The 23,576-nt window shown below is 70.6% G+C and carries 23 protein-coding genes and 1 pseudogene; 7 read left to right on the top strand and 17 right to left on the bottom strand.

What is annotated here, in order from left to right:
* Positions 1-83 precede the first annotated feature (83 nt).
* Genes OG718_RS09800 through OG718_RS09790 form a run of 3 tightly spaced genes read right to left on the bottom strand, consistent with a single transcriptional unit; the run spans position 84 to position 3,549 of the window.
* Positions 84-431 (bottom strand): UBP-type zinc finger domain-containing protein, encoded by a 348-nt coding sequence (locus OG718_RS09800; RefSeq protein WP_143641145.1) that lies wholly within the window; start codon positions 429-431, stop codon positions 84-86.
* Positions 428-1,876, bottom strand: a complete 1,449-nt coding sequence (locus tag OG718_RS09795; protein WP_143641146.1) for an ATP-binding protein — start codon at positions 1,874-1,876, stop codon at positions 428-430. Before OG718_RS09795 ends, OG718_RS09800 begins: the two co-directional genes overlap by 4 nt.
* On the bottom strand, positions 1,873-3,549 hold the full coding sequence (locus tag OG718_RS09790; RefSeq protein ID WP_143641147.1) for an FAD-dependent oxidoreductase: 1,677 nt from the start codon (positions 3,547-3,549) through the stop codon (positions 1,873-1,875). The genes OG718_RS09795 and OG718_RS09790 overlap by 4 nt, the downstream gene beginning before the upstream one ends.
* Positions 3,550-3,728: 179 nt before the next feature.
* On the opposite strand from OG718_RS09790, the gene OG718_RS09785 reads away from it, so the two are divergent.
* Positions 3,729-4,556: a DUF1206 domain-containing protein gene (locus tag OG718_RS09785; RefSeq protein ID WP_143641312.1), complete on the top strand. Its 828-nt coding sequence runs from the start codon at positions 3,729-3,731 to the stop codon at positions 4,554-4,556.
* A gap of 53 nt (positions 4,557-4,609) precedes the next feature.
* Here OG718_RS09785 and OG718_RS09780 read toward each other — a convergent pair whose 3' ends face one another.
* From OG718_RS09780 to OG718_RS09770, 3 genes and pseudogenes are all read right to left on the bottom strand, one after another.
* Entirely contained in the window at positions 4,610-7,057 is a 2,448-nt protein-coding gene (locus tag OG718_RS09780; protein ID WP_328843922.1) for a GH92 family glycosyl hydrolase, read from the bottom strand.
* Between the two features lie 255 nt (positions 7,058-7,312).
* Positions 7,313-8,461, bottom strand: coding sequence for a S1 family peptidase (locus OG718_RS09775; RefSeq protein ID WP_328847717.1), 1,149 nt, complete (start codon positions 8,459-8,461; stop codon positions 7,313-7,315).
* 338 nt (positions 8,462-8,799) lie between these two features.
* Positions 8,800-9,083, bottom strand: a pseudogene (locus tag OG718_RS09770) (endo-1,4-beta-xylanase); the annotation flags it as partial.
* A 92-nt stretch (positions 9,084-9,175) separates the two neighbouring features.
* On the opposite strand from OG718_RS09770, the gene OG718_RS09765 reads away from it, so the two are divergent.
* The 3 genes from OG718_RS09765 (at position 9,176) to OG718_RS09755 (ending at position 12,629) form a co-directional block, all read left to right on the top strand.
* On the top strand, positions 9,176-9,949 hold the full coding sequence (locus tag OG718_RS09765; RefSeq protein ID WP_328843921.1) for a L,D-transpeptidase family protein: 774 nt from the start codon (positions 9,176-9,178) through the stop codon (positions 9,947-9,949).
* A 110-nt stretch (positions 9,950-10,059) separates the two neighbouring features.
* On the top strand, positions 10,060-10,755 hold the full coding sequence (locus OG718_RS09760; protein ID WP_143641150.1) for a response regulator transcription factor: 696 nt from the start codon (positions 10,060-10,062) through the stop codon (positions 10,753-10,755).
* Positions 10,755-12,629 (top strand): sensor histidine kinase, encoded by a 1,875-nt coding sequence (locus OG718_RS09755; protein WP_328843920.1) that lies wholly within the window; start codon positions 10,755-10,757, stop codon positions 12,627-12,629. The genes OG718_RS09760 and OG718_RS09755 overlap by 1 nt, the downstream gene beginning before the upstream one ends.
* A gap of 318 nt (positions 12,630-12,947) precedes the next feature.
* Here the strand turns inward: OG718_RS09755 and OG718_RS09750 are convergent, their stop codons facing one another.
* The 7 genes from OG718_RS09750 to OG718_RS09720 form a co-directional block, all read right to left on the bottom strand.
* Entirely contained in the window at positions 12,948-13,169 is a 222-nt protein-coding gene (locus OG718_RS09750; protein WP_055616422.1) for a hypothetical protein, read from the bottom strand.
* Between the two features lie 145 nt (positions 13,170-13,314).
* Positions 13,315-13,878 (bottom strand): hypothetical protein, encoded by a 564-nt coding sequence (locus tag OG718_RS09745; protein WP_143641152.1) that lies wholly within the window; start codon positions 13,876-13,878, stop codon positions 13,315-13,317.
* Between the two features lie 192 nt (positions 13,879-14,070).
* A complete protein-coding gene (locus OG718_RS09740) occupies positions 14,071-14,376 on the bottom strand; it encodes an Atu4866 domain-containing protein (RefSeq protein ID WP_143641153.1) in 306 nt (101 codons plus the stop codon).
* 84 nt (positions 14,377-14,460) lie between these two features.
* Positions 14,461-16,137, bottom strand: coding sequence for a hybrid sensor histidine kinase/response regulator (locus tag OG718_RS09735; protein ID WP_328843919.1), 1,677 nt, complete (start codon positions 16,135-16,137; stop codon positions 14,461-14,463).
* Positions 16,138-16,145: 8 nt separating this feature from the next.
* Positions 16,146-16,820: a response regulator transcription factor gene (locus OG718_RS09730; RefSeq protein ID WP_143641155.1), complete on the bottom strand. Its 675-nt coding sequence runs from the start codon at positions 16,818-16,820 to the stop codon at positions 16,146-16,148.
* Positions 16,821-17,101: 281 nt separating this feature from the next.
* Complete coding sequence (locus tag OG718_RS09725; protein WP_260695497.1) at positions 17,102-17,650, bottom strand: HEAT repeat domain-containing protein; 549 nt, start codon at positions 17,648-17,650, stop codon at positions 17,102-17,104.
* 83 nt (positions 17,651-17,733) lie between these two features.
* On the bottom strand, positions 17,734-17,946 hold the full coding sequence (locus tag OG718_RS09720; RefSeq protein ID WP_328843918.1) for a DUF4287 domain-containing protein: 213 nt from the start codon (positions 17,944-17,946) through the stop codon (positions 17,734-17,736).
* A gap of 187 nt (positions 17,947-18,133) precedes the next feature.
* Between OG718_RS09720 and OG718_RS09715 the strand changes: the two genes are divergently transcribed.
* Complete coding sequence (locus OG718_RS09715; protein WP_306936051.1) at positions 18,134-18,931, top strand: VOC family protein; 798 nt, start codon at positions 18,134-18,136, stop codon at positions 18,929-18,931.
* A gap of 71 nt (positions 18,932-19,002) precedes the next feature.
* Here the strand turns inward: OG718_RS09715 and OG718_RS09710 are convergent, their stop codons facing one another.
* Positions 19,003-19,812 (bottom strand): SAM-dependent methyltransferase, encoded by an 810-nt coding sequence (locus OG718_RS09710; protein ID WP_143641158.1) that lies wholly within the window; start codon positions 19,810-19,812, stop codon positions 19,003-19,005.
* 162 nt (positions 19,813-19,974) lie between these two features.
* Here OG718_RS09710 and OG718_RS09705 point away from each other — a divergent pair, with 162 nt between their 5' ends.
* Positions 19,975-20,283 carry a GNAT family N-acetyltransferase gene (locus tag OG718_RS09705; protein WP_200394181.1) on the top strand — a complete coding sequence of 103 codons (309 nt, stop codon included), beginning with the start codon at positions 19,975-19,977 and terminating at the stop codon, positions 20,281-20,283.
* Between the two features lie 76 nt (positions 20,284-20,359).
* Here the strand turns inward: OG718_RS09705 and OG718_RS09700 are convergent, their stop codons facing one another.
* From OG718_RS09700 to OG718_RS09690, 3 genes are all read right to left on the bottom strand, one after another.
* On the bottom strand, positions 20,360-21,388 hold the full coding sequence (locus OG718_RS09700) for an LLM class flavin-dependent oxidoreductase (protein WP_328843917.1): 1,029 nt from the start codon (positions 21,386-21,388) through the stop codon (positions 20,360-20,362).
* Between the two features lie 97 nt (positions 21,389-21,485).
* Positions 21,486-22,193: an AAA family ATPase gene (locus tag OG718_RS09695; RefSeq protein ID WP_328843916.1), complete on the bottom strand. Its 708-nt coding sequence runs from the start codon at positions 22,191-22,193 to the stop codon at positions 21,486-21,488.
* A 62-nt stretch (positions 22,194-22,255) separates the two neighbouring features.
* Positions 22,256-22,681: a DUF5997 family protein gene (locus OG718_RS09690; RefSeq protein ID WP_328843915.1), complete on the bottom strand. Its 426-nt coding sequence runs from the start codon at positions 22,679-22,681 to the stop codon at positions 22,256-22,258.
* 37 nt (positions 22,682-22,718) lie between these two features.
* Here OG718_RS09690 and OG718_RS09685 point away from each other — a divergent pair, with 37 nt between their 5' ends.
* Positions 22,719-23,510 (top strand): LysR substrate-binding domain-containing protein, encoded by a 792-nt coding sequence (locus OG718_RS09685; protein WP_328843914.1) that lies wholly within the window; start codon positions 22,719-22,721, stop codon positions 23,508-23,510.
* Positions 23,511-23,576: the final 66 nt, after the last annotated feature.

The following is a 23,576-nucleotide window of genomic DNA, read 5'->3' as shown; positions in this document are numbered from 1 at the left end:
CAGTCCTGCACCCGTGCTGTCGCCCCGGACGGGGTGGGGCGGGCGGGCACCCCGCACGCTGTCCGCGCGGGGCGCCCTCGACTTCAGCGCAGGGTCTCGGCCCAGTTCGCCGGGACCCGCCCCGCGGGGCCGGGCGCGGGCTGGTCCGCCGGGTGGGCGAGCGGCGGAGCGAGCTCCGGACCGGACTCGTACAGCTCGGACGTCTCGAAGTTCCAGAACCAGCCCTCGCCCGGCTCGAAGCTGCGGATGATCGGATGGCCGGTGGTCTGGTGATGGGCCGTGGCGTGCTTGGCGGGGGAGTCGTCGCAGCAGCCCACATGACCGCACTGGGCGCACCGGCGCAGATGGAACCACCAGCCGTCCACCTCGTCGCATTCGACGCAGCCCGCGCCACTCGGCGGGACGCCGGGGTCGATTCCGTCCGTGGTCATGAGGCCTCCTGAGGGGCGTCGGGTTCGGCGGCGGTGAGCGGGAGGAAGACCTGGAAACGGGTGTCGCCGGGCTCGGAGTGGACCTGCAGATGCCCGTGGTGCTTGTTCACGACGATGCGCCAGGAGATGTCGAGCCCGAGTCCGGTGCCTTCGCCCACGGGCTTCGTCGTGAAGAACGGGTCGAAGATCCTGCCTCGGATCTCCTCGGGCACCCCGGGCCCGGTGTCGCGGAACTCGACGAGCAGCTGATCCCGTTCGAGCGCGGTCCGTACGGTCAGCACGCCCTCGCCGCCCATCGCGGAGGCGGCGTTGTCGATGAGGTTCGTCCACACCTGGTTCAACTCGCCCGGGTAGGCGGGGATCCTGGGCAGTTCGCGGTCGTAGTCCTTGACGATCCTGACGCCGGAGCCGATCTTCCCGGCGAGCATCATCAGCGTGCTGTCCAGCAGTTCGTGCACATCGGCGACCTGGTAGGGCGCCCGGTCGAGCTGGGAGTACTGCTTGGCCGCGTTCACGAGATTCGAGACCCGGGTCGTGGAGTCCGCGATCTCGTTCATGAGGAGCTCGGTCTCGACGGTGTAGTTCAGCCACCCGACGGCACCCGCCAGCATTTCCTCGTCCACGGCTCCCGCGACCTGCTCCAGCCAGTCGGTGTCGAGCCCCGCCTGCACGAAGGTCGGCGCGAGCCGCCAACCGCCCTCGATGCCGTGGTCGTCGAGCCAGTCGGCGAGCGCGTCCTCCCGGTCGGAGGCTTCGAGAGGGCTCAGGGAGGGCGCCTTGGAGACACGTTCGGCGGTGTTCTCCTGGATCTCGACCAGCGTCTTCAACGCCTCGCGCTGATAGGGACCCGAGGCGATCACACCGAGTTTGTGCCGCATGTGCGCGACCCGGTCCCGCAGCGCGGACGTGGCCCGTACGGCCGCCGCGGCCGGGTTGTTGAGTTCGTGCGTCAGCCCGGCGGACAGGGAGCCGAGCGCCAGGAGCCGCTCGCGCTGACCGATGGTCCGCTGGGTGTTCTGGCTGCCGAAGAACAGCCCTTCCAGCAGATGTACGGCCATCGGGAACCACTCGCGCAGGACGGCGGCGAACGTCTCGGCGGGCAGGATGAAGAACCGCGACGGCTCGGTCACCCGCAGGGAGCCCTTGTAGCGCGCGTCGTCCGGGACGGCCAGATAGGCCTGCATGGCTCCCGCGTACACCCCGCGCTGGGACGTGCGGCTGATCTCGACGTCGTCGCCGCCGACCCGCCGCGACATCACGAGTGTGCCTTCGAGGAGGACGAAGAAGCAGGTGGCCGGCTCACCCTCCTCGTACACATAACCGGGCTCGAACTTCTCCACGCGGCCTTCGCTGCACAGCCGCCCGAGCTGTTCCGGCTCCAGCTTCTCGAACAGGAACAGTGTGCTGAGTTCCGCCGCGTCGCACGGCATCGGCTGCCCGCTCACGACTGCTCCAGATACCGGTGGACGAGCATCACGGCCATGGCTCCCTCTCCGACGGCGGAGGCGACACGCTTGGCGGACTCGGCGCGGGCGTCACCCGCCACGAACACTCCGGGCACATTGGTCTCCAGGTGGTACGGCGCCCGGTCCAACTCCCAGTCGGGCGGCGGCTGTCCGCCGACGGCCAGGTCGGGTCCGGTGACGATGAACCCGCGTTCGTCCCTGAGCACGGTGCCGTCCAGCCAGTCGGTCAGCGGGGCCGCGCCGATGAACACGAACATCCACTGCGCGTCGACGAGTTCGGTGTGCCCGCTCTCGATGTCGCGCAGCGTCAGCTGCTCCAGGTGGTCGGAGCCGTGCACCGCCTCGACGACCGTCCCCGTACGCACGGAGATGTTGGACGCCTCCGTGATCTGCCCGATCAGGTAGTGCGACATCGACGCGGACAGGGAGGAACCGCGGACCAGCAGGGTGACCGACTTCGCACCCCTGGACAGGTACATCGCCGCCTGCCCGGCGGAGTTCGCACCGCCCACGATGTACACGTCGTGTCCCTGGCACGACGCCGCCTCGGTCAGCGCCGATCCGTAGTACACCCCGCACCCGGTCAGGTCCTCCGTGCCCGGCGCCTGTAGCTGCCGGTACGACACGCCGGTGGCCAGGATCACGCAGTGCGCGGCGATCGCGGAACCGTCCGAGAACCGAACGGTCCGCGAGGAGCCGTTGACCTCCAGACCGGTCACCTCGCGCGCGGTGAGGATCTCGGCGCCGAACTTCGACGCCTGACGTCGCGCCCGGTCGGTGAGCTGCGCCCCGGACACACCGTCCGGGAAGCCCAGGTAGTTCTCGATCCGTGAGCTCTGGCCGGCCTGTCCGCCGGTCGCGGAACGCTCCACGAGCACGGTCCGCAGCCCTTCCGAGGCCCCGTACACCGCTGAGCCCAGCCCGGCGGGTCCGCCACCGATGACGACGAGGTCGTAGAAGTCCTCGGCCGGAGTCGTGGCAAGCCCCACCTGGGCGGCCAGCTCGGGGTCGTCGGGCTCGACCAGCACGGCCCCGTCCGCGGTGATCACGAGCGGCAGCCGCTCCCCGTCCTGATCCGCGCAGGCCAGCAGCCGCTTGCCCTCCGGCTCGTCAGAGGAGTACCAGCGGTACGGCACCTGGTTGCGGGCGAGGAACTCCCGTACGTCCGAGGAGCGCGCCGACCAGCGGTGCCCGACGACCTTCGTGATCGGAACCGCCCGGTGGTCGGAGGTCCGCCAGGCGTCCAGGAGGTCGTCCAGGACGGGATAGAGCTTCTCCTCGGGCGGGTCCCAGGGCTTGAGCAGGTAGTGGTCGAGGTCGACGACGTTGATCGCGTCGATGGCCGCGTTCGTGTCCGCGTAGGCGGTCAGCAGCACGCGCCGCGCGCCCGGGTACACGTCCAGGGCCTGCTCGAGGAACTCGATGCCGTTCATCTGGGGCATCCGGTAGTCCGCCAGGATCACCGCGACGAGATCACCACGCAGCTTCAGCTCCCGCAGGGCCTCCAGCGCGCTCTCGCCGGACTCGGCGCGCACGATCCGGTATCCCTCGCCATAGCGTCGTCGCAGGTCACGGGCCACGGCACGGGAGACTCCAGGGTCGTCGTCCACGGTCAGGATGACGGTCCGTGCTGCGTCCGAGCCTTGTGCCATTCGTCTCCCACCCCGAGCGGTCGGCGTCCCGGGGCGGCCCTTCTGCGATGCCGCCCCAGTGCATGCCCATCGTATGTTCGATCGTCCTGCTTCGCTCCGAAACCGGGAGGTACCGCACGGTCGGCGCCCGCCCGGGTGTCGTACGGCCGGGCAGGGGCACCCGGAGACGGGAGGCAATGATGAACGCAAGCACGTTGACGCGAGGCGGCCGGACGGGGAAACGAAAGGCCGCCCCGGCGATCGAGGGCGCGGCCCGGGCAGGTTTCACCGCGCGCGGTGTGATCTACCTGCTGGTGGGCCTGCTGGCGCTGCAGATCGCCTTCGGCGGCAGCGGGAAGCAGGCGGATCAGGGAGGCGCACTCCAGGAGGTGGCCGAGAAGCCCTTCGGTGGGGTCGTGCTCTGGGCACTCGGCATCGGACTGGTCGGGATGGCGCTGTGGCGGCTGTCCGAGGCGGTCTTCGGCGCGGCGGGCCCCGACGGCGGCAAGGCGAAGAAGAGGCTGGCGTCGGCGGCACGAGCCGTGTTCTACGGGTTCGTCGCCTATACCGTGCTCTCCTTCGCCGCCGGTTCCGGAGGGAGCGGATCGAGCGACGGCAAGTCCCGGGACGCGACGGCCAGGGCCATGGACCTGCCCGCCGGGCAGTGGCTCGTGGCCGCGGCGGGCGTGGGCATCCTCTGCGCGGGTGTGTGGATGGTGGTGCAGGCCGCGCGCCGGAAGTACCACAAGCACATGAGGCTCGGTGAGATGTCGCACCGGGTGCGCCGGACGGTCGACGTGACGGGCGTCGGCGGCGGTGTGGCCCGTGGTCTGGTGTTCGCCGTCGCCGGTGGCTTCGCGCTCCGGGCTGCCGTGGAGTACGAACCGGACAAGGCCAAGGGCATGGACGACACCCTGCGCTCGTTCACCGAGACCCCGGTGGGGCCGTGGCTGCTGGTGTTCATAGCCGTCGGTCTGATGCTCTTCGGGGTGTTCTCGTTCGCCATGGCCAGGTACCGCAAGGTCTGACCCGTCGCACGGACGTTGCCCCGGATCCCGCCGGATCCGGGGCAACAGACGCGTCAGCGGGGCAGGCCGCCGGGTGCGGTCGCCCAGTCGGTGTCCGGCTCCCGCGAGAGTCCGAACGTGAGGGTGCCGCCGCCACGAAGGAAGCGGGCATCCGTCCAGGAGCGTTCGTGGGAACGGCCGTTGAGCCGGACACCGCTCACATACGGATGGTCGGCGTCGGCCGAGGGCGCGTCGATCACGATGTCGCCGCCACCGGGCCGGTCGACCAGGGCGTACGGGAAGAGCGGGGCGCCAAGCAGCAGGTTGCCGCTGCCCGGGGTCTGCGGATAGAGGCCGAGGGCGGAGAAGACGTACCAGGCGGACATGGTCCCGAGGTCGTCGTTGCCGGGGAGCCCGGCCGGTCCGGTGCCGTACACGGTGTCGAGGATCTGCCGGACCGTCGCCTGGGTCTTCCACGGCTGACCGAGCGCGTTGTAGAGCCAAGGAGCGTGGATACCGGGCTCGTTGGTCGGGTCGTACCGCAGGGCGTCACCGCCCTTCACCGACCAGGACCCGTCGGCCTTGTGGAAGAAGCCGTCGAGCCGCCGCGCGGCCGTCTCGCGTCCGCCCATCGCCTCGGCGAGCCCCTGGACGTCCTGCGGCACCATCCACGTGTACGTCGCGCTGGTGCCCTGCGCGAAACCGCGGTCGCTGCCCGGGCTGAACGGCGTGACCCATGAACCGTCGAGGTTGCGGGTCTGGATGTAGCCGGTGGTGCCCGCGCCGTCGGTGGCGCCCGGGTTGAAGACGTTGCGCCACCAGCCGCCCCGCTCCGCGAAGGCGGCGGCCTGCTCGTCGAGACCCAGCAGCTTCGCCCAGCGGCCCAGTGCGTCGTCGGCGACGGAGTCCTCAAGGGTCTCGGCGGCACCGCCCCAGCAGTGGCAGACGTCCTGCGCCGCGTACTGCGAACTCAAGTACTGGGCCAGATTGGGCCGTTGGCCGGTGCACTGGCCCGGGCAGCCCGCGTCGGAGAGCCCGTCGGGGTGCGGCACGGTGGCCTGGCGGGCCAGGGACTCGAAGGCGCCGCGGTAGTCGAAGTTGCGGACCCCCATGGCATGGAAGGTGGCGAGTGTGGCCGCCGACGGGTCGCCGGTCATCACATGCGTCGGGCCGTTGATGTGAACCCAGCGGTCCCACACCCCGCCGTTCTGCCGCGCGAAGTTGTAGAGGGACTGCGCGAAGTCCCCGGCGATCCGCGGCTTCAGCAGGGCGAGCAGCTGTATCTGCGCCCGGTACTGGTCCCAGCCCGAGAAGTTGCTGTACTGCGCCCCCTGCCCGCGCTCGACGCGATGCGCCTTGCCGTCCATGCCCGGATAGCGGCCGTCGGTGTCGCTGACCAGGTTGGGCTGCATGAGCGAGTGGTAGAGCGCGGTGTAGAAGGCGGTGCGCTGGGGCGTACTGCCGCCGCCGACGCGTACGGAACGCAGCTCGCGGTCCCAGGCCCGTGTCCCGGCCGTGGCCACCTGGTCGACGCTCGCCCGCGGTGCTATCTCCTCACGGAGGTTGGCCTCGGCGCCCGCCCGGCTCACGTACGAGATCCCGAGCCGCATGCGGACATCGTTGTCAGAGCTGGTGTCGAAGCCGACCCAGCCGCCCGAGCCGCGGCCCGCGCGGTCGGCGCCCGTGGCGTATCCCTCACCGCCTCCGCCCGAGGTGGCACCGGGGGAGAGGGTGCCGTCCTTCCACGTACCCGTGGTCGAGAACGCGCGGTCGAACGAGGCGCTGAAGTAGAGCCGGTAGTAGCTCTTGCGGTTGTTGACACCGCCGTTGGCGCGCCGCCCGCAGAACGCGCCGGTCAGTACCCAGCCGCTCACCTTGCGCCCGGCCCGGTCGATCTCGACATGGGAGTCCTCGCTGCCGTTGAGCGAGTTGGAGACCCGGAAGAGCAGGTTGGCGGGCTTGTCGGCGGGGAACGTGAAGTCGGCCACGCCGGCCCGCTCGGAGACGGCGAGGTCGGCGCGGGCGCCGGAGTCGAGCCCCACGGAGTAGCGGCCCGGCACGGCCCGCTCGTCGGCGTGCGAGAAGTTCGCGGCGTAGACGGAGTCCGTGGTGTCCGCCGACGGCGACGAGGTGACGTCTCCGACGAACGGCATGATCGGTACGTCGCCTGCGGCCCCCGGGTTGCAGCCCGCGCCGTTGACGTGGGTGAGGCTCAGCCCGCGCAGCCGGGTCGCGTTGTACTCGTAGCCGTTGGCGGCCCCCGTGCTGGTCTGGTCGCCCCGGGTGCTGGTCGGAGACCAGGCGATCATGCCGTACGGGAGGGTGGCACCCGGATAGGTGTTGCCCCCGTTCGTCGTGCCGATGAGCGGATCGACGTACGCGGTGGGGTGGGCCGGCGTGTCGGGGGCGCCGGCCGCGGAGGAGACCGGGCCGGGCAGTGCGGCGGCGAGCGCGGTGGTCAGCGCGAGAGCGGCGGCTCTTCTGCCGAACCTCCGCGCCACACCTGTGGATCCGAGGACCATGTAACGGAACCTTCCGTCAGGACGGACAGCGGGGCCCGGCTGCCCGTCGGGAATCCGGGCCCGCGAAATGCCGCCGAGCGTAGGCCGCCCGGACGCGGGGTGGAACGACAGAGGTGGCAGCGCCGGTGAACGGGCGGTGAATCCGGGGCACTTGGGCCGAGTGGGCGCCGGGCCGGCAGCGCGCGCCGGACGGGCAGGGCTCCGCCACCTGACCGGTGACGGAGCCCGTCGAGCCGTGCCCTGGAACCTTGCGGATCAGGCCGTGTGGAGCGTGAGGCCGTACCGGCTGAGGATCTCGTTGATGGGCTGGTACCAGGTCTCACCGCCGCCGGAGCAGTTGCCCCAGCCGCCGGAGGTGACGCCCTGCGCCTGGTCGCCGCTGATGAAGGAACCGCCGGAGTCGCCCGGTTCCGCGCAGACGCTGGTCTTGGTCATCTGATGCACCGCGCCCTGGCTGTAGTTGACGGTCTCGTTCTTGGCGAGCACCGTGCCGCAGTGCCAGTGCGTGGTCGACCCCGACCGGCAGATGGACGAACCGACGGGCGCCTCGTTGGAGCCGCGGACGAGCCGGTCGGAGATGGTGCCCCAGCCGAGCACGACCGGCACGGTCCACCAGCCGCTGCCGACGTTGACCCAGGCGTAGTCGTTGCCCGGGAACGAGGAGCCCTGGATGTTGCCTATGTAGGACCGGTCCCAGCCGCTGACGCCCTGTCCCGCCCCGCCGCAGTGACCCGCGGTGACGAAGCCGCCGTGCACCGAGAAGCCGATGGAACAGCGGACGTTGCCGGTGTAGAAGGGGTCGCCGCCGACCGTCCCGGCGGCGAAGGTCTCAGGTGCCGCTGCGGCCTCTTCGACGGTGACGGGTCCCGCGGCACGGGCCTTCGAGAGGAACGTGCGGACATCGTTGTCAGCACGCTGCGCGGCGACGACGGCCACGACGACCGAGCTCGCCTTGGCGTCGACGTACCAGTTGCTGACACCTTCGGGTGCGGCCAGCTTGTCGATGCGCGCCTTGGCCGCGTCGAGCTGCTTCGCGCTGTGCTTGACGGTACGGACGGTCGCGCCGGTCTCCCGTACGGAATCGACGGCGGCGTCGGAGGCGCGGGCCGTGACCGCGACGGTCAACTTCCCGCTCTTGGTGTCGAACCAGGAACCGCCGTACGCGGCTCCCGCCGCGCGCCGGGCCTCCGATTCGACGGCCGTCGCCGTCTTCTCGGCCGCGAGCCGCGCTTCGGCCTGGGTCTTCGTCAGGCCGAAGTCACGCTGCATGGCGTCGAGGAGACCGGCGGAGGCCGGAGCGCCGGAGGTGCGGGTGGGTTCGGGGGCACCGGCGGCAGAGGCGGGTCCGGCGGCGAAGGTTGCCCAGGCGCCGACGACGAGGAGTGCGGACAGGCCTGTGCGCATGGTTGTGGTGCGTCTCAAGGCAGTAGCCCTTCGTTGTTCCAGCGTGGTGGGGGTGGAACAGCTGAACTGTGAGAGCGCTCTCATTGCATGGCGGAGCAGAGCCTAGCGGCAGTTCATGGTCAGGTACATACCAAAATTGGCGCTCTCTTTGCCGAAAACCGCCGAGGCGCCGGGTGCCTGTGGTGTCCGGGTGCACGGCGGGAACGAGAACACGAACGAGAACGGGTGCGTGGAGTGGGAGTGGGAGTGGGAGTGGGAGTGGGTGCGTGGCGCGACGACCCGAACCGCCGCGCCATGCCCTGTCTGACGCCGAACTCCCGCACGGGCGGGGCCCGTTCTCAGGACGCGGTACAGGAACCGACCGACGGGGCGGAAGAGCTGCCGTTCTTCATGACGGTGAACCCGAAGCTCGTCGACGCTCCGCCGAACCGCCCGCGGTCACGGTCACCCTGCCGTTGCAGCGGTCGCTCCAGTCGTCCGTCCTGCTGTACGACACCGTGCAGGCGGCGCCGCCACCGCCGCCCGAGCCGGTCCCGCCGAGCGCGGTGAGCGTGGCGTTGTAGGCGGGCTTCTTGTTGTAGTTGTTGTCGAACGGCAGGGGTGTGCCGCCGGCCCGCCACGAAGAGGGAGGGTCAGGAGGACAACCGAGTGATTCTGCGGCACCGCCCGAACCGACCTGACGAGTTCCTCACATGTACCGGTCAAGGTCGACGCATGATCACATCCACTCAGGGTGCCGTGCGCCGCCCCCTCGCCGTTCTGGCCGCCTCTTTTGTCCTCGTCGGATGCGGCGGCGGAGGAGCGGTGACGACGTCGGACCAGAGACCCGGCACGACTCCGGTGAACGGCAGTACGGGCGCGCCACCAGCCCCCGCACCCCGCGTCGCACTGAGCGTGGCGCCTCAGCAACTGCCCGGCCTGGGCCCCAAGACGTGGGGCAAGGTGCCCCCGAAGACCCGTCAGGCCCTGGTGGTGACGGGCCGGGGCAGGAACTCGTCGATCTCCACCGCGGTGCTGTACGAGCGGACGGCGGCCGGCTGGCGGGCCGGGGCCAGCTGGCCCGCGCACAACGCCCTCAAGGGCTGGACCGACCACCACCGGGCGGGGGACCTCCGCTCACCCGTCGGCGTCTACGCGCTCACGGACGCGGGCGGCCTGCGCCCCGACCCGGGCACGAGCCTCCCGTACGACCGCTCCGGCGGCTTCAGCATCGGCGGCACGGGATTCGAGGGCGAGCCCCTGGCCGGCTCGTTCGACTACGTCATCGCGATCAACTACAACCGCCAGGCGGGCACCACACCGCTGGACTGGACCCGCCCTCTCGGAGCGGGCCGGGGCGGCGGCATCTGGGTGCACGTGGACCACGACGGCCCCACCCAGGGCTGCGTCAGCCTCCGGAAGAACCACATGAAGGAACTCCTGCGCGCCCTCGACCCCGACCACGATCCCGTGGTCGTCATGGGCGACGCGGCCGCGCTCAGACGCTGACCCGGACCGCCGGACCCAGCACTAGCAGGCGGTTGTGAGGAAGATGTCAGGGCGTGGGAAGCCCCTCACGCACGGTCCCACCGCGGCCCGGGGCGCTTAGCATCGGCCCCGTGTGCGCACATGTGATGGTTGCCGAGGACGACGAGAAGCAGGCGGAGCTGATACGCCGCTCCCTGCTGAGCGAGGGCCACACCGCCACCGTGGTCCACGACGGCGGAGCCGCCCTGGAGGCGGCCCGGCAGCGGCGGCCCGACCTCGTCGTCCTGGACCTGATGCTTCCGGTGATCGACGGCTTCGGCGTGTGCCGTGCGCTGCGCCAGGACGACGACATCCCCGTCCTCATGCTCACCGCACGCTCCACGGAGGAGGACGTGCTGCTCGGCCTCGAACTCGGCGCGGACGACTACATGACCAAGCCGTACAGCCCGCGCGAACTGATGGCCCGTATCCGCACCGTGCTGCGCCGCAGTGGACGCCAGGCCGCCGGGCACCGCGAGGACCCGGTCGTACGGGCCGCCGGGATCGCCGTGGATCCCCTGCGGCACGAGGTGGTGTGCGACGGATCGCCGGTGGACTGCACCCCGGCCGAGTACGAGATCCTGTTGGCCATGGCCGCCGAGCCGGAACGGGTCTTCTCCCGGCAGCAGTTGCTGCACCGCACCCGGGGCATCGACCGGGCCTCGACCGAACGGGCGGTCGACGTGCACATCATGAACCTGCGCAAGAAGATCGAGGCGGATCCGCGCAGACCGGTGCGGCTGCTGACCGTCTTCGGCGTGGGGTACAAGCTCAGCGGAGACCGCTGATGGCCCGCGCGATACCGCTGCGCAAGAGGCTGCTGGTCCGGCTGCTGATCACGTCGGTGCTGATCGCCATCTGTTCGGTCGCGGCGACGGCCTGGCTGGCGGTGGAGACCACGACCCGGGCGATCCAGGAGGAGCAGGGCCAGGTACTGACCGAGGACATGGACATCCTCCGGCAGTTGAGCGGATACGCGGCCACCCATCGCGACTGGTCCGGCGTCGGGAAGACCGTCCGTGCTCTGTCGGACAGGACCGGGCGGCGCATCGCCCTGACGGCCCCGGACCGCACGCCGATCGCGGACTCCGAGACACGGGACACGGCTCTGCCGCCCAGGGCCGCCGCCGCGGTGGATCCCCTGCACACCGACACCTTCACCGAGCCCGGAGCACAGCGGACCGGCATCGACCCGCGCGCGGTGGGTCCGTTCCGGCTGCCGCGCGCGGAGCGTGAGCACGTACGGCTGCTGGCCGAGAAGCGCCGGGCCTGCTTCTCGAGCAACGGTGTCGAGACCGGCATCACGCAGATGCCCAGCGGCCGCTCCTTCCTCATCGACGAGGATGGCACCGTGGACGGAGGCCAGGTACCGACGCCGTGCGCCGACGGAGTGCTCAACACCCCGACCGCGACGGAGGAGAAGGCCCTGGCGGAACTCAACACGTACGCCGGGGACTGCCTGGAGCGTGCCGGCGGGAAGTTCCCCTCGCTCTTCGCCGCCACGGTCGACTTCACGGACCGGTCCATGCCCACGCGCTACCTCGGCCGGAAAGCGGAGACGGGCATCGACACCACTCGCGACCAGGACAAGAAGGCGCAGGAGTGCGTCGACCGTGCCCGGCGGCAGCAACTGGAGCCCTACGTCGCGCCGGCCGCGGAACTGTTCCTCGGCCGCGGCGACGGCGCCGTCCCGCACTTCGACATGTCGGCCGCCAACAAGGCCAAGGTCACGGGCGTCGCCGGCCTCGTCCTCGCCCTCACGGTGGCCGTGACGGTGCTGGTCGCCACACGGCTCGTACGGCCGCTGCGCGCCCTGACACACGCCGCCCAGCAGCCGCCGGAGCAGCACGTACGCGTACCCGTGACCACCCAGGACGAGACGGGCATCCTGGCCGTCGCGTTCAACGACCTGACCGAGCGCCGCGAACGCATGGAGGCGCAGCGCAAGGCGATGGTCGCCGACATCGCCCATGAACTGCGCACCCCGCTCACCAACATCCGCGGCTGGCTGGAGGTGACCCGCGACGGCGTCGTCGACCCCGACCCCGAACTGCTCGCCTCCCTGCACGACGAGGCGATCGTGCTCCAGCGGGTCATCGACGACCTCCAGGACCTCGCGGCCGCCGACGCGGGCACACTCAGGCTGCACCGCGAACCGGTCCGCGCCGACGAACTGCTCGAACAGGTCGTCGCGGCGCACCGGGTGGCCGCCGAGGCGGCGGGAGTCCGGCTGCACACGGCCGTGCACGACCCAAATGGCTCGGGCGGCTTCGACGGCTCCGACGGCTCCGACGGCTCCGACGGCACACCTTGGCTCGACGCGGATCCGGTCCGGATGCGGCAGGCACTGGGCAACCTGGTCTCGAACGCGATACGCCACACGCCCGCCGACGGCACGATCACCGTGTCCTCCCGCCGCCACGACGACGAGGTCGTCTTCGAAGTGGCCGACACCGGCAGCGGTATCGCCCCGGAGGATCTGCCCAGCGTCTTCGAACGGTTCTGGCGGGCGGAGAAGTCCCGCAGCCGGCGCACCGGCGGCAGCGGCCTGGGTCTGTCGATCGTGCGTCAACTCGTCACGGCCCACGGCGGTACGGTGACGGTCAGCAGCGAACTCGGCGCCGGGTCGGTCTTCACCCTGAGGCTCCCCGACGCCCGCTGACCGGCGGTTCGTCACCCGTTGACTGGTGGTTCCGGTACCAGGATCCGCGGTCCTGCACACAACAGTGATCTGGTTGCCCCGGCACCGATGGCGCAGTGTTGCCCCATGAACACCACCAAGCACCCGGAGGTCAGGATCCGCGTGACGCCTCTGCGTCGCCTCAGGGGCGACACATACGTCCCGCGCACCGTTCGAGCAGTTCCCGCACAGGCCGACGAGGAGTCCCTGCGCGCACGGAGCCGGGAACGGCCCATGCGATCGGACGGCCGTCGCCCCGCATGTGACTGAGCGTCAGGAGGGCCGGTTCGCCCGGCTCCTTCAGCCGTCCACGGCATGCACGCCCGGGGTCAGGATCTCGTCCAGCACCTTGCGTACGGCCTCATAGGCCTGGCCCCGCACGTCGGCATCGCGTGAGCCACCGGGATCGCCCCGCCTGAGGTCGTCGCTCCGCGCCTTCCACGTCTCCTCCTCCCGCTCGGCCCAGGCACGAGCGCGCTGGATACGGCGCAGGAGTTCGTCGGAGTCCACGACATCAGCCATGGCATACGGGTACCCGCTGGAGCGCTTTCGACAGCCCGCGTGCCCCGCCGATCCGGGCGGGGCACGCGGGCTGTCGATTCGCACCGACCGGTTGTCGTCCCGGAGGGGCGCGCGTGTCGCCGCGGCGCACCCCGCCGGTGTGCGACTACTCGGTCGGCGCCGGGACGCTCGGCAGAGCGGGCAGACCGCCGCCGAGGAGCCCCGTGACCACGCCGATCACGTTCGTCAGCACCTTCGGCACCTCGGCGACCACTCCTCCCACGTCGAGGGAGGTCAGAGCCGAGAGCAGCCCGCCGAGTGATTCCTGAAGTCCCGCCACCGCGTCCGACACCGGATCGGCCGCGACCCGGTCGGCGGGACGGTCCATGCTCTCCAGACGCTCCTCGACGGACGCGGTCGCCTCCGTGACGGCCTTGTTGTGCTCGGCCGCCTCGGCCGCGTCGAGCGGGCCGTGCCCCCTGTCGGCCAGAGGGGTCAGCGCGTCCAGGAGGGGCGTCAGGACGTTTCCGTGATCCGCCGCCTCCAGGAGGTGGATCCGCTCCAGCGTCACGTCGGCCGCGTCGACGGACAGCGGGGCCACCGCGACGGGTCCGCCCGCAGACCCCGTGGACACATCGGAGGCGGCAGTGGCCGTAGCGACCGGCCCGCAGACGAGAGCGGCACAGACGAGGGGCGGGAGAAGGAGCCCGCGGGATACCAGGGCGCGCATACCGGTTCCTTTCGAGGACGGCAGTATCTGGGCCCCACCGTGTGAAACCCGCCGACCCACCGCAACCGATCACACACCCACCGTTAGGGCCCGGCACGCGCCCACCAGGGCGCCGACCTGCGCTTTTCGTCGGCGCACGCCCGCCTCCCCGGGAACCGGCCCATACCGCCGTCGGGGTACGGCGGCCCCGAGTCAGCTGCGCCGCGTCCGTTCGCGCCCCGGAGCCGCCTCGCGGTAGAGCACCAGGTGTTCGTGGTACAGCACCCCGTCACGGACATCGCCCGTGGCGGTGAAACCGATGTCGTCGACGTAGTCGATGTGGCTGCCGGTCACGGTGTAGCTGCCGGTGTACGCGCTCCGCCGCTCGCCGCGGGCCTCGTCGTAGCGGCCGTTCGGCAGCAGTTCCTGGCGGATGCGGCCGTCGGCGGTCACCCACATCCCGACGTACGGATGCGGATCGCGGGACGTGTCGTCGTTCGTGCTCGTTCTCGTGGTCATGGCTCCACGGTCGCCCCGGCGGCGCGGGCCGACCAGGCCGCCGTCCTCCCAGGTGGACGCCTCCTGGGTGCCGCACACCCAGGGTCAGCGCTCCAGCAGGTCCAGCAGATCCGCCAGCGGCAGCGGCTTGGCCAGGTGTGCGTCGAATCCGGCCTCGTCGGCCAGCGTCCGGTCGGTGCCCCGGCTGAAGCCGGAGACGGCGATGAGGCGCAGCCCGGCGCCGTGCGGACGGGACCGTACGGCACGGGCGACCGTGTAGCCGTCCATGTCGGGCAGCCCGAGATCGCACAGCACGACGTCGAACAGGTGGGCCTCGGTGGCTGTGACGGCGTCGGCGCCCGTGTGGACGACCGTGACGTGATGCCCCTGGCGCTCCAGCAGCGCGCGGTAGGTCGCGGCCAGGTCCGTGTTGTCCTCGACGATCAGGATGACGAGCTGCCGTTGCGCACGGCCGGCGGTCGCGGGACGGGCCGGCTGCGGGGCGTCCGAGGAGGCGTTCGGCAGCAGCACGCTGAACGAGGCACCCTTGCCCGGCCCGTCGCTGTGCGCGGAGATCCGGCCGTCGTGGAGTTCGACGATGGTCCGGGCCACCGCGAGCCCGAGTCCGAGCCCCTCGGGAGTGTGCGGCCCGGCGGGAGCCGCCCGTGTGAACACCCCGAACAGTTCCTCGGCCTGCCCGGGGTCGAAACCGATCCCGTCGTCCCTGACCGTGAGCTGCGCCCGCCCGTCGACGGACGACAGGCATACGTCCGTACGGCCGCCCGGCAGCGTGTACTTCAGCGCGTTGGACAGGAGGTTCGTCAGTACCTGGGCCAGCCGCAGCCGGTCGCCGTCGACGAGTACAGGACCGTCGGGCAGCCGGATGCCGAGGGCCCGTCCCTCATGGCCGAACAGGCCGCGCATGTCGGCGCAGGCGCTCTCGACGGCCGACCTCAGATCCATTCGCTCGGGCACCAGCTCCAGGCGACCGGTCAACGCGCGCGTGCCGTCCAGCAGGTCGTTGCTCATCCGGGCCAGGATGCCGAGCTGCCGTTCCAGGACGGAGAGCGCCGGATGGCCGCCGGGCAGGTCGAGCGCCAGCAGCTCGGTCGCCGCGGTGGCGGCGGCCAGCGGATTGCGCAGCTCGTGCGAGAGCGTCGCGATGAACCGGTCCTTGGCCCGCTGCTCCTCCCGCAACTGCCGTCCGGCGGCGTCGAGTTCGCCGTTGACCCGGCGCAACTGCTCGTTGACCTCCCGGATCTCCCGCGCGCGGACGAACAGATCGATCTCCATGTCCTCCGCGCGCATCTGCGCCTCGGCGGCCGCCCGCTCGCGTTCGTGCCCGGCCCGGCGCAGCCGCACGAACTCGGTGACGTCCTCGACCCGGTGGATGATGTGCGTCACCCGGTCGTCGGCGTCCAGGACCGGTGTGTTGACCGGGCTCCAGTAGCGCTCGGCGAAACCGCCGTCGTCGCCCGTCGGGATGTCGTACCGCTGCAGCGCCATCGTGTCCGTGCGGCCCGTGCTCACCACCGTCTCCAGCGAGCGGCGCAGGTTGGTGACACCGTCGGCCGACGGGTCCTCGGGGTTGTCGGGGAACACATCGAAGATGGGGCGCCCGACGATGCTCCGCCGTGTGCGCGTGGCCGTCAGATAGGCGCGGTTGACCTCGACGATCGTGAAGTCCGGGGTGAGGATCAGCAGCGGGGAGAGCGTGGAGTCGAACAGGCGCCGGAAGTCCGGGGCGGGCTGCGGGGTGCTGGACGGACGGCTCGTGGACATGGCGGCCCTCACGGATCGAGACGGTATCCATAGCCGCGCACCGTGGTGATCCGTGGTGCGGGCGCCGGGAGTCGGGAGAGTTTGCCGCGCAGCCGGTACACGTGCTCGATGACGGTCGCGGACTGCTGCCAGGACGCTCCCCAGATCAGCTCCAGCAACTGCTCGGCGGAGAAGACCCGGCCGGGGGAGCGCGCGAGGGCCTCCAGGAGGGCGTACTCCTTGGGACGCAGGTTCAGCAGGACACCCGTCCCGCTCGCCTGGCGTGCGGCGGTGTCGACGCGCAGCGTCCCGACGTCGAGGACGGACGGCAGCTCGGGCGGCCGGCACCGGCGCAGCACGGCGCCGATACGGGCGACGAGTTCGCGCTGCGAGAACGGCTTGACGAGATAGTCGTCCGCGCCGATCTCCAGGCCCGCCACCCGGTCCGTCTCGTCTCCGCGACCGCTGACGACTATGACCGGAAGCCGACTGGTGGAGCGCAGCGCCCGCAGCAGTTCGAGGCCGCTGCCGTCGGGAAGTCCCAGGTCGAGGACGACGAGATCGATGCCGCCGTCGTGCATGACGGCCTTGCCGGCCCGGGCGTCCATGGCCCACGTGACGGTGAAACCCTCACGCTCCAGATAAGTACGGCACATCAGTGCGAAGTCGGGGTCGTCCTCGATCAGCGCGAGGTGTGGACGCACTCGTCATCACCCGGCCCAACTGCCGCCCGCACGTTGTGTCGCTGGTGAGCGGGCGTTGATGCCCCGACCATGTGGCGAAGGTAGAACAGTAGGCACCCACGGTTCAAGGGGGAGCCGCCCGGGGGAGTTCCGGCGCGGGCGCGTGCGGCGCGGGGAGCACATGACGCCGCACCAGCCCGTGCCGGAACATGGGTCACAACCGGCCACGGAAACCACTCCCGTCGTGCCGATAACGGTCCCGACAGGTCGAATCCGGTCCCGTCAGGCCGGGAGCCTCGCAGTCAGCGAGGCCTGCGGGCCGGTCGCGGTGCGGTCCTGCGGTGGATTGGTCCGCCCGGCGCGTACCAGCCTGCCTTCTTCCGGACAGCGGGCGACGGATCGTCGTCCCGGGCCCGGACCAGGGCGGCGACCGCCTCCGTGTGGGTGTGCACCGACAGCCCGACGAGCTCCGCGGCGAAGTTGCGTACCTGGGCGTCCGGATCCCTGCTCAGCAGCTGGATCCCAAGGGGCAGCACCACGGCCCGGTCGGGGCGGCAGGCGTCGCTCTTGCACCGGTCACAGGCCAGCGCGTGCACCGCGGCGATCCGGACCTGAGGGCTGGGGTCGCCGAGCATGGCGATCAGATCGTCCAGCGCCTCGGTCACGAGCAGGTGGTCCAGCAGCCTGCAGCACTGCTCCCGTACCAGCGCCTCGGGGTGGGCCAGGCCCCGCCGGATGGCTGGCACTGCGGCGGAGCCGAGCCGTATCAGCTCACGGAAGGCCCCCGGCCTCCTCGGCTCGCTGCCCAGCGCATGTACCAGAGCGTCCTCGTGTGTCTCCGTGGCCGACATGGCGCCTCCCCGTCTCCGGCTCCTCTCGTCGACGAGTCTGCGAAGGCCCTCTCAGTGATCGCAACGCGTTTTCTCCCGGTGGATCACCTGCCGCTGTCCTCGGCGAGCGTGTGCGCGACGAGTGCGTTGGCGTGGCCGTGACCCATGCCGTGCTCGGTCTTGAGCCAGGCCACGAGTTCCATGTGCCTGGTGAGGGGCGAGGAGCGGATGAGGCCCTTCCACTCGGCTATGGGACGGCCGTACTTCTTCTCGATGAAGGGGAAGTAGCTCGCGGGCCCTTTCACGGTCTCGCTCATGTCGGTGTCCCATCCTCTGGTCTGCTGCTGCGACTGGTGTCGCAGTGTTGGACCGAGGCGGTCACGGAACATCATCGGCGTGCAAAAGTGACCTGCGTCACGTGTCTCGTGGCGTTCGCCGCGCGCGTCCGTCGATGGCTGGCTAGCGTGACAAGCCAGGGCCTTCAATGACGAGGGAGTCAGTGCCATGGCCGTACAACCTGAGGGAACACCGTGCTGGGCCGATGCGATGTTCAGCGATGTCGAGGGTGCCAAGAGCTTCTACGGTGACGTGCTGGGGTGGACGTTCGGCGAGGCGTCTTCGGAGTTCGGCAACTACACACAGGCCTACGCGGACGGCAAGGCGGTGGCCGCGGTCGTGCCGCCCATGCCCGGCGCGGAAGGCCAGTCGGCTTGGTGTCTGTACCTCGCGTCGCCGGATGCCGCCGCCACCGCCGAGAAGGTACGCGCCAACGGCGGCCAGGTCCTGATGGAACCGATGAAGGTCGGCGACTTCGGCACCATGCTGCTGGCCCAGGAGCCGAGCGGCGCCGTCTTCGGCGTGTGGCAGGCCGGCGTCCACGAGGGCTTCGAGGCGACGGCCGTGCCGGGTGCCTACTGCTGGGGCGAGGTCTTCACCAGGGAGCCCGAGAAGGCGGACCCCTTCTTCACCGCCGTGTTCCCCTACCGCGCACAGCAGATGGAGGACGACGCGATCGACTTCCGGATCTTCAACGTCGGCGAGGAGACAGTTCTGGGCCGGATGAAGATGACGGACGAGTTCCCGCCCGAGGTGCCGTCCTACGTCAACGTCTACTTCACGGTCGAGGACTGCGACGCCGCCGTGGCGAAGGCGACCGAGGGTGGCGCGACCCTGCGGTTCGGCCCGATGAGCAGCCCCTTCGGGCGGTTCGCGGCGCTCTGCGATCCCCAGGGAGCGTCGTTCTCGGTCATCGACGTCACCACGACCGAGGGCGAGATGCCGAAGGTGACCGACGTGTCCTGAGCGCGGGCGCGCACCCGAGCCGCACGGGCGGGGCCGGACCCGTCCGGGACGGGTCCGACCATGACGTCGCGCTACGGCTTGCGGCCGACCCCGCCATAGGCGTCGACCACCGAACCGGCGGCCTCCGGACGCCACTGGGTGACCTGCACGACGCCGGGTTCGACCAGATCCAGCCCGTCGAAGAACCCGGCGATCTCGTCGACGCTGCGCACGTAGTACGGGACGGCGCCACTGGAGTTGTACGCGTCCGACGCGGCGATCATGCCCTCGCTGGTGGCGGTGCTGTCGCTGATCACCAGGTAACTGCCCGACGGCAGGCCGGACATGAGTCGCGAGACCAGATCCCGGGCCTGGTCGTACTCGGCGACATGGCCGAGCGTGTTGAGGATCATCAGGGCGACGGGCTTGGAGAGGTCCAGTGTGTGCGCCGCGGCCTTGAGGACGGCCTCGGGCTCGTAGAGATTGGCGTCGAGGTACGCCGTCTCGCCCTCGGGCGTGCTGGTGAGCAGCGCGCGGGCGTGGGCCAGTACCAGGGGGTCGTTGTCGACGTACACGATGCGTGCGTCCGGGGCCACGCGCTGGGCGACCTCGTGGGTGTTGTCGGCGGTCGGCAGACCGGTGCCGATGTCCAAAAACTGCCGGACGCCCTGCTCGACGGCGAGGTGTTTCACAGCGCGTCCGAGGAAGTGACGGCTCGTTCGCGCCACGTCGACCAGACCGGGGAAGATCTCCTTGATGTGGTCCCCGATCTCACGGTCCACCTCGTAGTGGTCCTTGCCGCCCACGAAGTAGTTCCAGAAACGAGCGGAGTGCGGCTTGTCCGTGTCGATCCGGGCCCGTATCTCGGCAGCTGCGGCGAGTTCGGGTTCGTGGTCTGTCACGAGAGGGCCTCCTGCGGATCGTTGTTCGGCAATCGAACGTCAACTTAGCCGAATGATCCGCCAGCGCGTCTGCGCTCCGGAGGGCAACTCGGGCGGACCGTACGGGTTTTGGCCACTGTGGGCTAGTGTCGTGCACCGGCTCAACGGGTTCAAGGAGGAGACATGGCGATCGAGATCAGTGACGTGGCCGAGGCGCGTCGCTACGAGGCCCGGATCGACGGAGCGTCGACGGTCGCCGGCTTCGCGCAGTACATCCGTACCGACGAGCTGATCGCGTTCGTGCACACCGAGGTGAGCCCGGAGTGTGAGGGCAAGGGCGTCGGGTCCGCGCTGGTCCGGGCCTCCCTGGACGAGGCGCGTGCCGCCGGCCTGCGGGTCCTTGCCACCTGCCCCTTCTACGCGGGCTGGATCGCCCGCCACCCCGCGTACGGAGACCTGCTGTACCAGGCGCGCAGCAAGGTCAGCGACTGACACCGCGGAACACACCGAAGACGCCGCACCCGCCGAACAGTCGACGAGCCGACCGGCCCTCTGTCCGACGAGCCCTCTATCCGGGCTGGGCCGACGCCTGCCAGCCGAGTGCCGGGCCAAGGCGGGTGGCGATGTCGGTGAGGATCTGGACGTAGTCGTCGTGCTCGAAGGTGAAGGGCAGCGCGAACGCCACCTCGTCGATCTCCCGGAACGCCGCGTGCGCGTAGAGCCGTTCGGCGATCTCCGCGGACGTGCCGACGAGGTCCGGTGCGAACATCAGGCGGGCCGGTCCCTGCGGCACGGCGGTCCGCGGCAGCCGCTTCTCGGCGTACGCCTCGTACTTCGCGCGCTGCTCCGGTGAGGCGCTGTCGGTCGGGATGACGACGAGCCCCTGGGAGACACGGGCACGGTCGCCGTCGGGGTGGTGGGCACGGAAGGCGCGTACGTGGGACAGCTGGACCTCGGCGAAGTCCTCGGACTCCTCCGCCTTGACGACGCTGCTGGTCAGGAAGTTCATCGCGTGCTCACCGGCCCACTGGGCCGACCGCAGGCTCCCACCGCCGTACCAGAGGCGGCGGCCCAGACCGGTCGCGTGCGGCTGGACCCGATCCGAGAACACCTCGAAACCTTCGACACCGCTGAAGTCGGTGGCCGGTTTGCCGCGTACGAAGTCCAGCAGCCGGGCCACCCGGTCGTACCCGAAGTCCTCGGCGTCGGCGGTGTCCGGATACAGCGCCTGCTTGACCTGGTCGTAGTGCATCGGCGGGCCGACGCTGATGCCGGGGTTGAGGCGGCCGCCGGACAGGATGTCGACCGTGGCCAGGTCCTCTGCCAGCCGCAGCGGGTTCTCCCAGCCCAGCGGGATGACCGCGGTGCCGAGCTCGATACGGGTGGTGCGCTGCGAGGCCGCGGCAAGGACGGCCACGGGGGAGGAGATGCCGTACTGGAGATGGCGGTGGCGCAGCCACGCGCTGTCGAAGCCCAGCCGCTCACCGAGCCGGATGATCTCCAGCGTGGACTCGTGGCCCTTGCGGGGGTCGGCCTCGTCGAACAACCCGATGGTCAAGAAGCCCAGCTTCCGCAACGGTTGTGAGGGCAGCGGCACGGGGCTCCTCCATCGTCTGGGGCGGGTCCTGTCGAACGCCTGCGCTGGTCGTCATTCTGGCAGGCGATCACTGCGGGCCGCGCTCGCGGGTTCGTCCTCAGCCGAGGATGTGCCGGAGATAGGCGTGCGGGTCGGCGAGATAGCGGCGCCAGTGGTCGACCAGGGCGAGATCCTGCCAGGCCACCCGGCGCATCCCGTGGTCGCCGACCTCGATGATGTCCGCACCCGGCAGTGCGGTCAGCAGCGGCGAGTGCGTGGCGCAGATGACCTGCCCGCCCTGCTTGGCCAACTGGTCGAAATGGCCGAGCAGTTCGAGGCACGAGCCGAACGACAGCGCTGCCTCAGGCTCGTCCAGCACATACAGCCCGGGCTCCAGGAACTTCCCGCGGAACGCCGCGAGGAAGCCCTCGCCGTGACTGACCGAATCCGGCGCGAGCCCTTCCCGGTCCAGCGCGTCCATCGCCGTCTCCGCCCGCAGGAAGAACCCCTTGCGGGCCGACCAGCTGCCGAGCATGCGCCGTCCGCGCGCCGCCGCGTCGAAGCGGACCCGCTCGCCGAGCACCGACTTGGGCCGGGGGCTCGCGTACCGCCAGTCGTGCGAGCCGCCCCAGGAGTCCAGACCGAAGCCCTCGGCCAGCGCCTCGACCAGGGTCGACTTGCCCGAGCCGTTCTCACCGACGACAAAGGTCACCGGTGCCGTGAACCGCACCCCGTCCGCCAGCAGCCCGCGCACACACGGCACGGACCAGGGCCACGCGTTCTCGTCGTGCGAGGCCACGTGTACGTACGCGCGTTCGATGATCACGGATCGAGTCTTCCACAGCGTGTGGCGGTGGTCCAAGGAGTGCCGCGGCGGTCCGAGGGCCGCTACTGACGCGGCTGATCGCCCTTGTCGTCGCGCTCCGCGTTCTTCTCCTTGATACGGACCGCTTCCTTGCGGACCTCGGCCTGGGTGGCGCGCTCCTTCTGGAGCCACTCGGGCTGCTGGTTCTTCAGCGCCTCGATCTGCTCCGTGGTGAGAGCCTCGGTGACACCGCCGCGCGCGAGCCCCGCGATGGAGACGCCCAGCTTCGACGCGACGACCGGACGGGGGTGCGGACCGTTGCTCCGCAGGTCCTGCAGCCACTGAGGGGGGTCGGCCTGCAGTGCGGTGAGCTCGGAGCGCGAGACGACACCCTCCTGGAACTCGGCGGGGGTGGCCTCGAGGTACACACCCAGTTTCTTGGCCGCGGTCGCGGGCTTCATCGTCTGGGTGTTCTGGTGCGACGTCATGGTGTCCAGGGTATCGAGCATGTGAACCACCGCCGACCACGCCGGGTAACCTGGCCAGGTGACAGGCTCGGAAGATTCCCCTTCGTTCCGGCTCGCGTATGTCCCGGGAGTGACGCCCAGCAAGTGGGTGCGGATCTGGAACGAGCGGCTGCCCGACGTCCCCCTCACCCTCCTCGCGGTGTCCGTCGCCGAGGTCTTCGACGTGCTGCGGGGCGGCGACGCCGACGCGGGATTCGTACGGCTGCCGGTCGATCGCACGGACCTCAGCGCGATCCCCCTCTACACCGAGACGACCGTGGTCGTGGTCCCGAAGGACCACGTCGTGGCGGCCGTCGACGAGGTGACCGCCGAGGACCTGGCGGACGACATCGTGCTGCACCCCCTCGACGACACCCTCGACTGGGAGCACCTGCCGGGCCGCCCCGCGATCGAGCGCCCCGCGACGACGGAGGACGCGATCGAACTCGTGGCGGCGGGGGTGGGACTCCTGGTGGTCCCGCAGTCGCTCGCCCGCCTCCACCACCGCAAGGACCTCACCTACCGGACGGTCACCGACGCCCCCGAGTCGCGCGTCGCCCTGTCCTGGCCGGAGGACCGGACCACGGACCTTGTCGAGGACTTCATCGGCATCGTCCGCGGCCGGACCGTCAACAGCTCCCGGGGCCGTTCCGCGGCCCAGCCCCAGCCGAAAAACGAGTCCCAGTCCAAGAGCAAGGGCTCCGACAAGGGCGTCGCTCGTCGGAAGCCCGCCGCGGGCAAGGCAGCGGGCAAGCCGACCGGCAGGAGCCCACGGACAGGGTCCGGCGCCCCCAAGGGAACGAAACGCGGCAAGCCCCGTCGCAAGTCCTAGCGACTGCGGAGGTCGACGAGTCTCGCGGGCTACTCCCGGCGGCGTATGCGCCGGGGTGATCCGGCC

This window comes from Streptomyces sp. NBC_00258 (assembly GCF_036182465.1).
GTDB lineage: Bacteria > Actinomycetota > Actinomycetes > Streptomycetales > Streptomycetaceae > Streptomyces.
The sequence above is the reverse complement of the archived record's forward strand: the minus strand, read 5'-3'. Positions and strand labels throughout refer to the sequence as shown.

Coding starts and splice junctions, on each gene's coding strand:
- OG718_RS09745 (WP_143641152.1), bottom strand. CDS start 13,878: ATGCGCGCCCTGGTATCCCGCGGGCTCCTTCTCCCGCCCCTCGTCTGT.
- OG718_RS09715 (WP_306936051.1), top strand. CDS start 18,134: ATGGCCGTACAACCTGAGGGAACACCGTGCTGGGCCGATGCGATGTTC.
- OG718_RS09755 (WP_328843920.1), top strand. CDS start 10,755: ATGGCCCGCGCGATACCGCTGCGCAAGAGGCTGCTGGTCCGGCTGCTG.
- OG718_RS09790 (WP_143641147.1), bottom strand. CDS start 3,549: ATGGCACAAGGCTCGGACGCAGCACGGACCGTCATCCTGACCGTGGAC.
- OG718_RS09705 (WP_200394181.1), top strand. CDS start 19,975: ATGGCGATCGAGATCAGTGACGTGGCCGAGGCGCGTCGCTACGAGGCC.
- OG718_RS09765 (WP_328843921.1), top strand. CDS start 9,176: ATGATCACATCCACTCAGGGTGCCGTGCGCCGCCCCCTCGCCGTTCTG.
- OG718_RS09720 (WP_328843918.1), bottom strand. CDS start 17,946: ATGAGCGAGACCGTGAAAGGGCCCGCGAGCTACTTCCCCTTCATCGAG.
- OG718_RS09780 (WP_328843922.1), bottom strand. CDS start 7,057: ATGGTCCTCGGATCCACAGGTGTGGCGCGGAGGTTCGGCAGAAGAGCC.
- OG718_RS09785 (WP_143641312.1), top strand. CDS start 3,729: ATGAACGCAAGCACGTTGACGCGAGGCGGCCGGACGGGGAAACGAAAG.
- OG718_RS09725 (WP_260695497.1), bottom strand. CDS start 17,650: ATGTCGGCCACGGAGACACACGAGGACGCTCTGGTACATGCGCTGGGC.
- OG718_RS09750 (WP_055616422.1), bottom strand. CDS start 13,169: ATGGCTGATGTCGTGGACTCCGACGAACTCCTGCGCCGTATCCAGCGC.
- OG718_RS09775 (WP_328847717.1), bottom strand. CDS start 8,461: ATGCGCACAGGCCTGTCCGCACTCCTCGTCGTCGGCGCCTGGGCAACC.
- OG718_RS09800 (WP_143641145.1), bottom strand. CDS start 431: ATGACCACGGACGGAATCGACCCCGGCGTCCCGCCGAGTGGCGCGGGC.
- OG718_RS09690 (WP_328843915.1), bottom strand. CDS start 22,681: ATGCTCGATACCCTGGACACCATGACGTCGCACCAGAACACCCAGACG.
- OG718_RS09740 (WP_143641153.1), bottom strand. CDS start 14,376: ATGACCACGAGAACGAGCACGAACGACGACACGTCCCGCGATCCGCAT.
- OG718_RS09735 (WP_328843919.1), bottom strand. CDS start 16,137: ATGTCCACGAGCCGTCCGTCCAGCACCCCGCAGCCCGCCCCGGACTTC.